General features: G+C 70.8%; 15 protein-coding genes. 14 read left to right on the top strand and 1 reads right to left on the bottom strand.

Features of this window, described 5'->3' with window-relative positions; genetic code table 11:
• Nucleotides 1-21: 21 nt before the first annotated feature.
• The gene (locus ASG23_RS07110) at nucleotides 22-741 is read right to left on the bottom strand and encodes a hypothetical protein (RefSeq protein ID WP_056022179.1); all 720 of its coding nucleotides are present in this window, start codon (nucleotides 739-741) and stop codon (nucleotides 22-24) included.
• Between the two features lie 348 nt (nucleotides 742-1,089).
• On the opposite strand from ASG23_RS07110, the gene ASG23_RS07105 reads away from it, so the two are divergent.
• The 14 genes from ASG23_RS07105 (at nucleotide 1,090) to ftsX (ending at nucleotide 13,851) form a co-directional block, all read left to right on the top strand.
• On the top strand, nucleotides 1,090-2,316 hold the full coding sequence (locus tag ASG23_RS07105; protein ID WP_056022177.1) for a CpaF family protein: 1,227 nt from the start codon (nucleotides 1,090-1,092) through the stop codon (nucleotides 2,314-2,316).
• Nucleotides 2,316-3,179: a type II secretion system F family protein gene (locus ASG23_RS07100; RefSeq protein ID WP_056022174.1), complete on the top strand. Its 864-nt coding sequence runs from the start codon at nucleotides 2,316-2,318 to the stop codon at nucleotides 3,177-3,179. Before ASG23_RS07105 ends, ASG23_RS07100 begins: the two co-directional genes overlap by 1 nt.
• Complete coding sequence (locus ASG23_RS07095) at nucleotides 3,176-4,108, top strand: type II secretion system F family protein (RefSeq protein WP_056022171.1); 933 nt, start codon at nucleotides 3,176-3,178, stop codon at nucleotides 4,106-4,108. The genes ASG23_RS07100 and ASG23_RS07095 overlap by 4 nt, the downstream gene beginning before the upstream one ends.
• Nucleotides 4,109-4,162: 54 nt before the next feature.
• Nucleotides 4,163-4,438 (top strand): hypothetical protein, encoded by a 276-nt coding sequence (locus tag ASG23_RS20510; protein WP_442856812.1) that lies wholly within the window; start codon nucleotides 4,163-4,165, stop codon nucleotides 4,436-4,438.
• A gap of 56 nt (nucleotides 4,439-4,494) precedes the next feature.
• Complete coding sequence (locus ASG23_RS20505) at nucleotides 4,495-4,809, top strand: pilus assembly protein (RefSeq protein WP_442856810.1); 315 nt, start codon at nucleotides 4,495-4,497, stop codon at nucleotides 4,807-4,809.
• Entirely contained in the window at nucleotides 4,806-5,273 is a 468-nt protein-coding gene (locus ASG23_RS07080) for a TadE/TadG family type IV pilus assembly protein (RefSeq protein WP_056022168.1), read from the top strand. Before ASG23_RS20505 ends, ASG23_RS07080 begins: the two co-directional genes overlap by 4 nt.
• 97 nt (nucleotides 5,274-5,370) lie before the next feature.
• On the top strand, nucleotides 5,371-5,799 hold the full coding sequence (locus ASG23_RS07075) for a hypothetical protein (protein WP_056022765.1): 429 nt from the start codon (nucleotides 5,371-5,373) through the stop codon (nucleotides 5,797-5,799).
• Nucleotides 5,800-5,863: 64 nt separating this feature from the next.
• A complete protein-coding gene (gene prfB, locus ASG23_RS07070; protein WP_056022165.1) occupies nucleotides 5,864-6,979 on the top strand; it encodes a peptide chain release factor 2 in 1,116 nt (371 codons plus the stop codon).
• Between the two features lie 386 nt (nucleotides 6,980-7,365).
• Nucleotides 7,366-8,487, top strand: a complete 1,122-nt coding sequence (locus ASG23_RS07065; protein ID WP_056022163.1) for a sugar ABC transporter substrate-binding protein — start codon at nucleotides 7,366-7,368, stop codon at nucleotides 8,485-8,487.
• Nucleotides 8,488-8,659: 172 nt separating this feature from the next.
• The gene (locus tag ASG23_RS07060; protein ID WP_200941531.1) at nucleotides 8,660-9,541 is read left to right on the top strand and encodes an ATP-binding cassette domain-containing protein; all 882 of its coding nucleotides are present in this window, start codon (nucleotides 8,660-8,662) and stop codon (nucleotides 9,539-9,541) included.
• Entirely contained in the window at nucleotides 9,538-10,824 is a 1,287-nt protein-coding gene (locus ASG23_RS07055) for a sugar ABC transporter permease (protein WP_056022160.1), read from the top strand. The genes ASG23_RS07060 and ASG23_RS07055 overlap by 4 nt, the downstream gene beginning before the upstream one ends.
• Before the next feature lie 28 nt (nucleotides 10,825-10,852).
• Nucleotides 10,853-12,097, top strand: a complete 1,245-nt coding sequence (locus ASG23_RS07050; RefSeq protein ID WP_056022156.1) for an ROK family transcriptional regulator — start codon at nucleotides 10,853-10,855, stop codon at nucleotides 12,095-12,097.
• A 150-nt stretch (nucleotides 12,098-12,247) separates the two neighbouring features.
• Entirely contained in the window at nucleotides 12,248-12,937 is a 690-nt protein-coding gene (gene ftsE, locus ASG23_RS07045) for a cell division ATP-binding protein FtsE (protein WP_056022154.1), read from the top strand.
• Entirely contained in the window at nucleotides 12,937-13,851 is a 915-nt protein-coding gene (gene ftsX / locus ASG23_RS07040; protein ID WP_056022150.1) for a permease-like cell division protein FtsX, read from the top strand. Before ftsE ends, ftsX begins: the two co-directional genes overlap by 1 nt.
• Nucleotides 13,852-13,853 lie beyond the last annotated feature (2 nt).

Genomic DNA, 13,853 nt, shown 5'->3' with positions numbered 1-13,853 from the left:
GCGGGACCGTCCGCACGCGGTTCAGCTCGCGGTCTCCTGGTCGTCCCGCCGACGGACCATCACCAGGAGGGCCGTGCCGGCGACGAGTGCGGCGAGCCCAGCCATGACCAGGGGGCCCGTCGCGACGCCCGTCGACGCGAGTTGGCCCGTCGAGTCCGCGAGGACCTCGCTCCGGAAGGAGCTGTCCGCGGCGAGCACCTGGGTGTCCGGCGACGCGGGCTCGACCGGACTGCCAGGCACCGTCGGGCCGCTCACGTCGGTCGAGTCGGGCGCGGTGATCGTTTCGGTGGTGTCCGTCGCGCCTTCGAGCTCTCCCGAATCCGTCGATCCGGCCGGCGTGCCGCCGTCAGTGCAGACGGGGCGCTGGCCGCCCTCGCCGAAGTGCTCGTCGTACAGGCTGACCTGCACCCAGGCAACGCAGTACCCCTCGGGGAACGCCGCCGCGAACTGAGGGTGGGCCGTCCAGGGGTAGTAGCTCTTCCCGACATATGCCGCCTCGGGCCAGATGCCATTGTGCGGGACTGCCTGGTGGACGTTGAAGGTCTGCGCACCCGTGCCGTCGGGTGCCGTCACGCGGTAGTTGATGTGGCCGTCCGCCTCGAACGTCGTGCCGGAGGGCAGCGTGAGCCCGTCGGCCGCGACCGTGTAAGGGGTCGGGCTGTCGGAGCCGGCGTGCGCGGCGGTGGGCAGGAGGACGAGTGCGGCCGTGATCACGGCAGCAGCGAGCGTGCGGGCATGCATGGGGTGTGTCCTCAGGGGTGTTGGTGCGCGTGACGAGACTCGTCCCGGCGCTCGATCAAGGTGGTCGGTGGGGCGCTCCAGCCCCGACACACGGCCTGACCTGGATGGCGGCGGGACTCGGCCGCCTGGACGGCACCCGTCCTCGCCCGGTGTCGCCACAAGTCTCGTCGGATCGGTTGCCTCGGGCATGGGTCCAAGGTCCTGTGCTCGCCCGCGCCCGCCGAGGCGTTCTGTCTGTGGACAGCGGGATGTGTCACCCCCGCGATGTCCCCTAAGGTTCCCGCCAGCGTGAAACCCGGACATGACGGATGTACCGGGCACCTGTGACGCGAATCGAGGAGGAGCACCGTGGATGGTGTGGCGATCCTCGAGACCGAGGTCCGCGAGCTCATCCGGCGGCGGGGCCTCGACCCTGTCAGGGACCGGCCCGGCGTCGTCGCCCTCGTCACCGACGCCATCGCCGACTACGACGAGCGTTCGGTCGTCGGTGCGGTCCCACCCCTGGTCGACGCCGTGGCTGCGCACAAGTCGGTGGTCGACGCGGTCGCCGGGCTCGGCCCGCTGCAGAAGTACCTCGACGACCCGGAGGTCGAGGAGATATGGATCAACTCGCCGACGCAGGTGTTCGTCGCACGGCGCGGTGAGGCGGAGCTGACGACGACGATCCTCACGGACGCGTCGGTCCGCGACCTCGTCGAGAAGATGCTGAAGGTGTCGGGGCGCCGTCTCGACTTGTCCAGCCCGTTCGTGGACGCCAGCCTCCCGGGCGGGGAGCGGCTGCACGCGGTGATCCCGGACGTCACGCGACGGCACTGGTCGGTGAACATCCGCAAGTACGTGGTGCGCGCGACGACGCTCGACGAGCTTGTCGGGCTCAGCACGCTGACGCCGTACGCGGCGGCGTTTCTGCAGGCGTCCGTCCGCGCCGGGCTCAACGTGCTCGTCTCCGGCGGGACGCAGGCGGGCAAGACGACCCTGCTGAACGCCCTCGCCGGGGCGATCCCGGCCCGGGAGCGGGTCATCACGTGCGAGGAGGTCTTCGAGCTGCGGCTCGTCGCGCGGGACTGGGTGGCCATGCAGTGCCGGCAGCCCAGCCTGGAGGGCACCGGGGAGATCCCGTTGCGCCGGCTGGTGAAGGAGGCCCTGCGCATGCGGCCGAACCGGCTGCTCGTCGGCGAGGTGCGGGAGGCCGAAGCGCTCGACCTGCTGATCGCGCTCAACGCGGGCGTGCCGGCGATGTGTACGATCCACGCGAACTCCGCGCGCGAGGCGTTGACCAAGCTCTGCACGCTGCCGCTGCTCGCCGGGGAGAACGTGTCGGACCGGTTCGTGGTCCCCACCGTCGCGTCAGCCGTCGACCTCGTCGTGCACCTCGACCTGGATGCCGGGGGACGGCGCGCAGTCCGCGAGATCGTGGCCGTTCCCGGCCGGGTCGAGCAGGGGATCGTGGAGACCGCCGACGTCTTCCACGCCCGCGGCGGCCACCTGGTCCGGGCCGACGGCTACCCGCCGCACCCCGAGCGGTTCGCCCGTGCGGGGATCGACCTGTCCACGCTGCTGCGAGGGCGGGCCTGATGGGGGTCGTCGTCGGGCTGGTGCTCGGTGCCGGGATCGCCTGCATCTGGTGGTCGTTCTGGGCCGAGCCGGCGGGACCCCCGTCGACGCGGGCCACCGGCTGGCGTGCCCGGACCGAGGACGCGCTGGTCCAGGCGGGAGTAGCGGGGGTGACGCCTGGGGGGCTGGTGGCCGCGAGCGTGGCGCTCGGCCTGGTCGTCATGCTCCTGGGCACGGTGGTGACGCGGATCCCGTCCATCGCGCTGTGCTTCGCGGTGTTCGCCGCCATGGCGCCGTGGGCGGTGGTCCGAGGGCGTGCTCGCCGACGCCGCGCGAGGCTGCGACAGCTGTGGCCCGAGGTCGTCGACCACCTGGGGTCCGGGATCCGCGCCGGGCTGGCGTTGCCGGAGGCCGTCGCCCAGATCGGGGAACGCGGTCCCGTCGAGCTGCGCGAGGCGTTCACGGCGTTCGCCGAGGACTACCGGGCGACCGGGCGCTTCGGCGAGAGCCTCGACGCCCTCAAGGCGCGGCTCGCGGACCCGGTCGCGGACCGGATCGTCGAGGCGCTGCGCCTGACCCGCGACGTCGGCGGCACGGACCTCGGCCGGCTCCTGCGGACCTTGTCGACGTTCCTGCGTGAGGACGTTCGCACGCGCGGCGAGCTGGAGGCGCGGCAGAGCTGGACCGTGTACGCGGCGCGGCTCGCCGTCGCCGCGCCATGGATCGTCCTGGCCCTGCTGGCCACCCGCTCCGAGGCTGCGGCCGCGTTCGACACCCCCGCGGGATTCGCCGTCCTGGCCATCGGCGGCGCGTGCACGATCGTCGCCTACCTCGTCATGCTGCGCATCGCCCGGCTCCCCGACGACCCGCGGGTGCTGCGGTGAGCCCGGGAGTGGTCGGCGCTCTCGTGGGTCTGCTCGGAGGGCTCGGCCTGACGATCGTGGTGCTGCGGCTGCGGTCCCGGCGGATCAGCCTCGACCAGCGGCTCGCCCCGTACCTGCGACCACAGGGCACCGCGTCCGGGTTGCTGCGCGCGCCCAGCGTGCGGGGACCGTTCGTGACCATCGAGCGGCTGGTCGCCCCGGTGATGACGGATGCCGTGCGACTGGTGACGCGACTCGGCTCACCGACGACCGAGCTGCGACGTCGGCTCAGCCGGGCGGGACGCGCCGAGACGGTGGAGCAGTTCCGTGCCGGACAGGTGGTCTGGGGTGTCCTCGGTCTGGCCGCCGGGCTCGCTTTCGCGCTGGTACTCGCTGCGACGCGCGGCGGCGGGGTGCTCGCCCTCGCGGTGCTGGTCGCAGTCTCTGGGCTGGTCGGGGTGCTGGCACGCGACTGGGCGTTGACGGGGTCGTTGCGCGCCCGCGAGGCGCGCATGCTCACCGAGCTCCCGACGATCGCCGAGCTGCTGGCCCTCGCGGTCGGCGCGGGGGAGGGTGCGGTCGGCGCCCTGGAGCGCGTCGTGCGCTCGACGCACGGTGAGCTGACCGCGGAGCTCGCCCGGACCCTGGCGGACGCGCGCGCCGGTGCCCCGCTGACCGTGGCGCTGGACAACCTCGCGGCGCGGACCGGGCTACCTGCGCTCGCGAGGTTCGCCGAGGGGGTCGCCGTGGCGGTCGAACGAGGCACGCCGCTGGCTGACGTCCTGCGCGCGCAGGCGCAGGACGTGCGTGAGGAGGGCCGTCGCGCCCTCATGGAGACCGGTGGGCGCAAGGAGGTGCTGATGATGGTCCCGGTGGTCTTCCTGATCCTTCCGGTGACCGTCGTCTTCGCCGTCTTCCCCTCGATGGTGGTCCTGCGGGTCGGCCTGTGACCGACGCAGGAATCGTGCATGGCGCCGCGATGGCGCCCGATGAAGGGAGTACCGATGACGGGCAGGATCGAGAGCCGGTCGGGAACCACGGGGAACGGGCCGACGTCACGCATCGGCGTGGCGCTGTGGGGCTCGCTGGTGTGGGGAGCGACGGCGTGGCGCGGCGTGCGGAGCCGGGTCGGCCACGGTGGACCCGAGCGAGGCGACGTGCCCGGCTGGGTCCTGGTGACCCTGATGACCGCGGGCTTGGTGACCGCACTGTGGGTCATCGCCGGGGACGCCCTCGGCACGGTGTTCGAGGACGCCATCACGAGCGTCAAGGCGCCCTGACGGGGGAGGCTGGGTCGGCGATCATCGACTTCGCCCTCGTCGGCGGCCTGGTCACGGTGCTGTTCGTCGCCGTGCTGCAGCTGACGATCGTGCTGCACGTGCGCAACACGCTCGTCGACTCCGCCGGGGAGGGTGCCCGCTACGGCGCGCTGGCAGGGCGCGATCCTGCCGACGGTGCGCAGAGGTCGAGGGATCTCATCGCGCAGTCGCTGTCCTCGGCGTACGCCCAGGGAGTGAGCGCCGGGCGGACCACGCTCGACGGGCTCGAGGTGGTCGAGATCGAGGTGGAGGCGCCGCTGCCGCTGGTGGGCCTGGTCGGTCTGGCGGGCACGCTCACCGTCCGGGGGCACGCGCTGGTCGAGGAGCCGTGAGGGCGTGGTGGGCCGCGTGCCGGGCACGGCTGACCGGGGAGGAGGGGAGCTCGGTCATCGAGTTCCTGGGGCTCTCGATCGTGCTGCTGATCCCGCTCGTCTACCTGGTGCTGACGCTCGGGCGTCTTGAGGCCGCGACGTTCGCGACGGAGGGCGCGGCGCGTGAGGCGGCACGGACGTATGTCGCGGCGGACGGTGCGAAGGAGGGCGCCGAGCGGGCGGTCGCTGCTGTCGGGATCGCATTGCGGGACCAGGGTTTCGACGACGACCCCGCGACGGCGCTCACGCTCACCTGCTCGGAGGTGCCGTGCCTGGCACCGGGCAGTGACGTGTCCGCGCTGATCGAGGTGCGGGTGCCGCTGCCGTTCGTGCCCAGCTTCGTCCGTGACGTCATCCCCCTGGAGGTTCCGGTCAGCGTCGAGCGCGTGGCACCGGTGGACACGTACCGGACGAGCGGTGAGTAGCGCGTGCCGGACGGCCCCTATGAGCCTCGGTCCAGGGGCATTCGCGAGCCGGTGGCCGAGAGCGCCACGCCGACCGGCGGGCGACGACGGACAGGTGATGATCCTGACCATCGGGTTCGTGGTCGTCGCGCTGCTCCTGCTGACCGTCGTCGTGTCCGCCGCCGGAGTGCACCTGGAGCGCAAGCGCCTGCTCGCGCTCGCGGACCTGCTTGCGCTCGAGGCAGCCGATGCGGTCGGCGACGACCGGTACTTCGCCCCCGACGCAGGCGAGGAGAACCCGGGCACCGGCGGGCTCCCGCTCACCGACGACTCGGTCCGCGCTTCAATCGACCGCTACCTGCACGACAACCCCCGGGCCGCCACGGCCTGGGACGAGTTCGCGGTGCTCGACGCGACGACGCCCGACGGGCAGTCCGCGCGGGTGCGTCTGGGAGCGGTGGTCCGGCCGGTGCTCCTGAGCTGGGTGCTGGCCCCGTGGTCCGACGGGATCGCGCTGGAGGCCGAGTCGGTCGCGCGCGGGACGTGAGCAGCCTGCCGGCGCCGATCCCGCGGGCTCGTGGAGCAAGCGCACTCCGGTAGCCTGGACGGTTGTGGCCACCACTGACTTCCCCGTCGCGATCCGTGATCTGCGCACCACCTTGGGCACCATCCAGGCGGTGAGCGACCCGACCGCGCTCCAGGCGAAGGTCGCGCGGCTGTCGGAGCAGGCCTCGGCCCCCGACCTGTGGGACGACCCGGACGCCGCCCAGAAGATCACGAGCGCGCTGTCGTCGACTCAGGCCGAGCTGGACCGTATGAGCACGCTCGGCGGGCGGATCGACGACCTCGAGACCCTCGTCGAGATGGCTCTCGAGGAGGACGACGAGGACACCCTCGCCGAGGCCGAGGCAGATCTGCTGAAGATCAAGAAGGACCTGGGCGAGCTCGAGGTCCGCACGCTGCTGTCGGGGGAGTACGACCAGCGCGAGGCCGTCGTCACCATCCGCTCCGGCGCTGGAGGCGTCGACGCCGCGGACTTCGCGGAGATGTTGCTGCGCATGTACCTGCGCTGGGCGGAGCGGCACGGGTACCCGACCACGGTGCTCGACACCTCCTACGCGGAAGAGGCCGGGCTGAAGTCGGCGACGTTCGAGGTCAAGGTGCCGTACGCCTTCGGCAACCTGTCCGTCGAGGCCGGCACCCACCGCCTGGTCCGCATCTCGCCCTTCGACAACCAGGGCCGGCGCCAGACGAGCTTCGCGGCCGTCGAGGTGATCCCGCTGATCGAGTCGAACGACTCCATCGACATCCCCGAGTCCGAGATCAAGGTCGACGTCTTCCGCTCCTCGGGGCCTGGCGGGCAGTCGGTCAACACCACCGACTCGGCGGTGCGCATGACGCACATCCCCACGGGCATCGTCGTGTCGATGCAGAACGAGAAGTCGCAGATCCAGAACCGCGCCGCCGCGCTCCGCGTGCTGCAGTCCCGCCTGCTGCTGGTCCGCAAGGCCGAGGATGACGCGAAGAAGAAGGCGCTCGCCGGGGACGTGAAGGCGAGCTGGGGCGACCAGATGCGCTCGTACGTCCTGCAGCCGTACCAGATGGTCAAGGACCTGCGGACCGAGCATGAGGTGGGCAATCCGGCCGCGGTGTTCGACGGCGACATCGACGACTTCATCGAGGCGGGCATCCGCTGGCGACGCTCGGCGGAGAACGCGACCAACTGACCTCCGCACAGGCCCGGCATCCTCCGCGATGCCGGGCCTTCGTCGCGTCCGCAGAAGGACGTCCCGATCCGGTGATGTCCCCACTGCGTCGGGGTTCCGGAGCCGCTGCGTCCGCACTCCGGCGAGTTTGGACGCGCTCGAGGCGCGGACGTCCGGGGGAGAGGGCTTTGTTGCCGGGGGGAACATGATTCATCCAGGTGGGCGAATCGGACACCCAGAAAGCGCTTGCTCACCCCCGGAAGGTCACGGTTTGACCACGGAAAGTAGTTCTGACCTTGTGAGACACCACCCCCGGTCATATGTTGTCGCCCGCAACATAGTCCGAGCGTCCGAAAAGCGCCGGGTGGAGACGAGCGCAATGGGGCGTCGTCGAGAGAGGGAGCACGATGCGACGAAGCATGATGCTGGCTACGGCGGCCGTCATGGCCTCCGGCTTGCTGCTGGCCGGTTGTGGCAGCAACGACACGCCGAGCGGGACGGACACGGAGAGCAGCGGCGACGGCGAGGGCACGACGGCCAAGGTCGGCGTGATCCTCCCCGACACCAAGTCCTCGGCCCGGTGGGAGACGGCCGACGCCAAGTACCTGAAGGAGGCCTTCGAGGCCGCGGGTGTGGAGTACGACATCCAGAACGCCCAGGGCGACAAGACCCAGTTCCAGACGATCGCGGACCAGATGATCACGAGCGGCGTCAACGTCCTCATGATCGTCAACCTGGACTCCGGGTCCGGCAAGGCGGTGCTCCAGAAGGCGCAGGCCCAGGGCATCGCGACGATCGACTACGACCGGCTCACCCTGGGTGGCGGCGCGGACTTCTACGTGTCGTTCGACAACACCAAGGTCGGCCAGCTCCAGGGCGAGGGCCTGCAGAAGTGCCTGGACGACGCCGGCAAGACGACGGCGAACATCGCGATGCTCAACGGCTCGCCGACGGACAACAACGCCACGCTCTTCAAGGCAGGTGCGGTGGCGGCTCTGCAGAAGAAGACGACGAGCGCCGAGTACACGGTGGTCGCGGACCAGGCTGTGCCCGACTGGGACAACCAGCAGGCCGGCACGATCTTCGAGCAGATGTACACCGAGAACGCCGGCAAGATCGACGGCGTCCTCGCGGCCAACGACGGTCTCGGCAACGCCGCGATCGCCATCCTGAAGAAGAACGGCGTGAACGGCACCGTCCCGGTGACCGGTCAGGACGCGACGGACCAGGGCCTGCAGAACATCCTTGCGGGCGACCAGTGCATGACCGTCTACAAGGCCGTCAAGAAGGAGGCCGACGCCGCTGCGGCGCTCGCCATCGCGGCAGCCAAGGGCGACGACACCGCCGACCTGGCCACGGGCGAGGTCGAGGACACCGAGTCCGGCGGGATGGTCGCGGCCGTCCTGCTCGACCCGCAGCCGATCTACTTCGACAGCGTCAAGGACGTCATCGCCGACGGCTACACCACGAAGGACGCCATCTGCACGGCCGACTACGCGGACAAGTGCGCTGAGGCCGGCATCTCCTGACGCACGACACCGCCGGTGGTCGACCGACCACCGGCGGTGACCAGGCGGGGCCGGTCCGCGCGAGCGGCCGGCCCCGACCTGGCGCGCGGGAGCGCGACGACGACGTCGCCGAAGAACCTGCACAGACCCGCGACGACGCGGGGTGAACCGACAGACCCCCACGAGGTGGACGATGACACAAGCAGCGCATGCCGCACCCGACCTGGCCCCGCCACCGACGCTCGAGGTCCGGGGTGGTCGCAAGAACTTCGGCGCGGTGCACGCGCTGCGCGGCGTAGACCTGGTCGCCCGCGCGGGTGAGGTGACGGCCCTGGTCGGCGACAACGGCGCCGGCAAGTCGACGATGATCAAGTGCGTCGCCGGGATCTACCCGTTCGACGCGGGCGACGTGCTGTTCGAGGGCGAGCAGACCCACATCAGCTCCCCGGCGGACGCCAACGCGCTGGGCGTCGAGGTCGTCTACCAGGACCTCGCCCTCTGCGACAACCTCGACATCGTCCACAACATGTTCCTGGGCCGGGAGCTGAAGAAGGGCTTCCGCCTCGACGAGTCCGCGATGGAGACCCGCGCCGCGGAGGTGCTGGCCAGCCTGTCGGTGCGGACCGTGCGGTCCATCCGGCAGCACGTCGCCAGCCTCTCCGGCGGCCAGCGCCAGACGGTCGCCATCGCGCGCGCCGTGCTGTGGAACTCCAAGCTCGTGATCCTCGACGAGCCGACCGCCGCCCTGGGCGTGGCGCAGACCGAGCAGGTGCTGCAGCTCGTCAGGAGGCTGGCCGACGCCGGCTTGGCGGTCGTCCTGGTCTCGCACAACATGAACGACGTCTTCGAGGTCGCGGACTCCATCAACGTCCTCTACCTGGGCCAGACGGCCGCTCAGGTGCGCACCACGGACACGTCGCGCACCGAGGTCATCGAGCTCATCACCAGCGGTTCCGCCGGCATGGCACCGGGTGCCGTCGCGCCGAGGATCTCGCCGGACGCACCCGAACGTGCGACGAGCGGGACAGCGACGACGAGCGACGCGACGACCACGAACGGGAGCACCTCCGCATGACCACGTCCACGGTTCCTCCGGCATCCTCGACCCCCGCGTCGCCGTCCCTCCTGGCCGGCTCGGTCGAGCAGCCCACGTTCGCCGAGGCGGTCGGCAACTACGTCAGCAAGGTGCGCGGCGGCGACATGGGCTCGCTGCCGGCCATCCTGGCGCTCGCGGTGCTGACGCTCGTCTTCGTCATCATGAAGCCCAACACATTCCCGTCGACGCTGAACATCGCGAACCTGTTCCAGCAGGGCGCCGTCGTCGTGACCATCGCGATGGGGCTGGTCTTCGTCCTCCTGCTGGGCGAGATCGACCTGTCGGCGGGCTTCGCCAGCGGAGTCTGCGGTGCCGTCCTGGCCACGGGCCTGTCGGTCTACCACTGGTCCTGGTACGTCTCGCTGCTCGCCGCGCTCGGCACCGGCATCGTGATCGGCCTGCTCATCGGCACCCTGGTCGCCCGCGTCGGCATCCCGTCGTTCGTCACGACGCTCGCGGCGTTCCTGGCGTTCCAGGGCGTCGTGCTGCTCATCATCGGGGCGGGCGGCAACATCTCGATCACCGACCCGGTGATCATCGCGCTGCAGAACAAGAACGTGCCGCCCCTGCTGGGCTGGGCGCTGGCGATCATCGCCGTGCTGGCGTACGCCGGATCGAGCATCTGGACCTGGCGCCAGCGTCGCCAGCGCGGGCTGCTCGCAGCTCCGTTGGGGCTCGTCGTGCTCAAGGTCGTGGCGCTCGGTGCGGTGGTCATCGCGATGGTGGCCATCCTCAACCAGGAGCGCAGCCTCAACCCGCTGCGGACGTCGATCATCGGCGTCCCGATCGTCGTTCCCCTCATCGTCGTGCTGGCGCTGGTGCTCGGGTTCGTCCTCACGCGGACGGCGTTCGGCCGGCACATCTACGCGGTCGGCGGTAACGCCGAGGCCACGCGTCGTGCCGGTATCAACGTCAAGGCCGTGAAGATGGCGTGCTTCATGATCTGCTCGTTCATGGCGGCCATCGCCGGCGTGCTGGCGGCGTCGCGGGCAACGTCGGTGGACCCGAACGCGGGCGGCTCGAACGTGCTGCTGTACGCCGTCGGTGCCGCGGTCATCGGTGGCACGTCGCTGTTCGGTGGCAAGGGCCGGATCATCGACGCCCTGATCGGTGGTGCGGTGATCGCGGTCATCGACAACGGGATGGCTCTGCTCGGGTACTCCTCAGGTGTCAAGTACGTTGTCACCGGAACGGTGCTGGCGGCAGCTGCGGCCGTCGACGCGATCTCTCGTCGGCGCGCCCGAGCCACCGGACGCGGCTAGACACGAAAACACCTGAGGGAGGCTGCTGGTGCGGCTCGGCGCTGGTCCGCCGGTCCGGCGAGCCGACGCGGCTGCGCAGGACGACGTGCGACGGGCCAACCTGTCGGCGGTCCTCCGACTGCTGCACTTCCACGGGCCCGCCACGCGGTCGGACCTCGTAGTCTCCACGGGCTTCAACCGGTCGACCGTCGGGTCGCTCACCTCCGAGCTGGTCAAGCTTGGGCTGGTGCGTGAGCGACCCGGCGTCGTCTCCGGCAAGGGTCGGCCGTCGAACGTGGTGGAGCCGGTCAGCACGAGCGTGCACGTCCTCGCGTTCGACGTGACGCCGTCGAGCGTGGGAGCTGCCCGGGTGGGTCTGGGCGGCTACATGCTGCAGGTGCGTCGTCGGCTGTACAGCACGTCGCCGCACGACGTCCCGGCAGTGGTCGAGCTCATCGCGACCCTCGCCCGGGAGATGCAGGCCAAGTCGGTGCCCGGGTCGGTGTGCCTGGGCCTCGTGGTCTCGGTGCCGGGCAGCGTGCGGCAACCGGACGGGATGGTGCGGCGCTCGCCCCCGCTGGGCTGGCACGAGGTGCCGTTCGCGGAGCTGCTCCGCGAGGCCACGGGTCATGAGTACCCCGTCGCCGTCGGCAACGACGGCGACCTCGGCGTGGTCGCCGAGTACCTGCGCGGTGCCGCGCGGGGCAAGCAGGACGTGCTGTACGTCCGCGGCGAGGCCGGGGTCGGCGGTGGGGTCGTCGTCGACGGCGAGCTGCTCAAGGGCGCCGGGGGGTACGCGGGCGAGGTCGGGCACATCGTCGTCAAGCCGGGCGGGCGGGTGTGCTCGTGCGGCGCGCGCGGGTGCTGGGAGGCGGAGATCGGCGACGCCGCGATCATCCGTGCCGTCGGTCGGGACCCGCGCGAGTCCGACATCGAGGACGTGCTGAGCGACGTCGCCATCGGCAACCGCCGCAGCATCGCCGGGGTGCGCAAGACGGGGGAGTGGGTGGGGCTCGGACTGGCCAGCCTGGTCAACCTGTTCAACCCGCACGTGGTCGTCCTCGGCGGGTCGCTCGGGGCGCTCTACCCGACGATGGAGCCGACGCTCGCCGCCTCGTACTCGCGGGCGCTCGGGCCGATCCGGGAGCAGGCGCTGCTGGTGCGCTCCGACTTGGGCTCGGACGCGCAGCTGGTGGGGGCCGCCGAGGTGGCGTTCGCGGACGTGCTGGAGGACCCCGCCGGCACGCTCGAGGGCCGGCTGGACCAGGGACCGGAGCTGCTCTCCGGGAGCTGACGACCCGACATTCTGCACCAATCACCCCATCGGGCCGTTCTCACTGGCGGTGGTCGGCGTGTCACCACCGTCCCTGAACCGGGCCGCTGCCTACGCTCGTTGAGGCCAGCCGTAGTACCCCCGTCCCCGAACCTGGCCACCGCGAGCAACGTGATCAGATTCGAGAACGTCACCAAGGTCTACGCGCGCGGCGCCCGGCCGGCGCTGGACCGCGTGTCCCTGGATGTCGAGCGGGGCGAGTTCGTGTTCCTCGTCGGCGCCTCCGGCTCCGGCAAGTCCACCTTCCTGCGTCTGGTCCTGCGCGAGGAGCGGGCGTCGGCGGGTCGCGTGTTCGTCGCGGGCAAGGAGCTGGGCACCCTGTCGTCGTGGAAGGTGCCGCAGCTGCGCCGTCACATCGGCGCCGTGTTCCAGGACTTCCGCCTGCTGCCCAACAAGACGGTGTTCGAGAACGTGGCGTTCGCGCTGCAGGTCATCGGCAAGCCGCGGCACCACATCCTCACCACGGTCCCGGACACGCTCGAGATGGTCGGCCTGGCCGGCAAGGAGAAGCGTCGCCCGCACGAGCTGTCCGGCGGCGAGCAGCAGCGCGTCGCCATCGCGCGCGCGTTCGTGAACCGGCCGAACATCCTGCTGTGCGACGAGCCCACGGGAAACCTGGACCCGACGACGTCCCTGGGGATCATGCGCCTGCTCGACCGGATCAACCGCACGGGCACCACGGTCGTCATGGCGACGCACGACGACGAGATCGTCGACCAGATGCGCAAGCGCGTCATCGAGCTGTCCACCGGCGCCCTGGTCCGTGACCAGTCGCGCGGTGTGTACGGATCGGACCGCTGATGCGTCTCCAGTTCATCCTGTCCGAGATCGGTCTGGGTCTTCGTCGCAACCTGTCGATGACGATCTCCGTCATCCTCGTGACCTTCGTGTCGCTCACCTTCGTCGGCGCCGCAGCCCTGCTGCAGACGCAGATCGGCAAGATGAAGGACGACTGGTACGACAAGGTCGAGGTCTCCGTCTTCCTCTGCCCGCAGAACTCCACGGCGCCGACGTGCGCCAGCGGTGAGGTCAGCGACGACCAGAAGGCCGACATCCAGGCGGCGCTCGCGTCGCCCGAGGTGAAGCCGTACGTGGAGAAGGTCTACACGGAGACCAAGGAGCAGGCGTACGAGGCGTTCCAGGAGCAGTTCCAGGACCAGTTCTGGGCGTCGGCCGCGACGGTCGACGACATGAACTCCTCTTACCGCATCAAGCTCACGGACCCGGAGAAGTACTCGGTGGTCTCCGAGGTGATCTCCGGCCGGGCCGGCGTGGAGGAGGTCAAGGACCAGCAGCGCCTGTTCGACCGGTTGTTCTCCGTGCTGAACAACGCGACCCTGCTGGCCGGCGGGCTGGCCCTGGTGATGCTGCTGGCGGCCGTCCTGCTGATCACGACGACCATCCGGCTGTCGGCCCTGAGCCGCAAGCGCGAGACCGGGATCATGCGCCTGGTCGGCGCGTCGACGGTGTTCATCCAGCTGCCGTTCATGCTGGAGGGGGCGATCGCCGCGACGATCGGCGCGCTGCTGGCGGTCGGCGGGCTCTGGGTGGGCGTCACGTACCTGGTCGACGACTGGCTGGGGGAGTCCGCGGGCTGGATCCCCTACGTGAGCACCGCCGACGTCCTCACCATCGCCCCCGCGCTCATCGCGGTCGCCATCCTGCTCGCGGGGATCTCCTCCCTGGTCACCCTCAGCCGGTACACGAAGGTCTGATC

The sequence above is a fragment of the Cellulomonas sp. Leaf395 genome (assembly GCF_001424125.1).
GTDB lineage: Bacteria > Actinomycetota > Actinomycetes > Actinomycetales > Cellulomonadaceae > Cellulomonas.
This window is presented reverse-complemented; position numbering and strand designations above follow the sequence as displayed.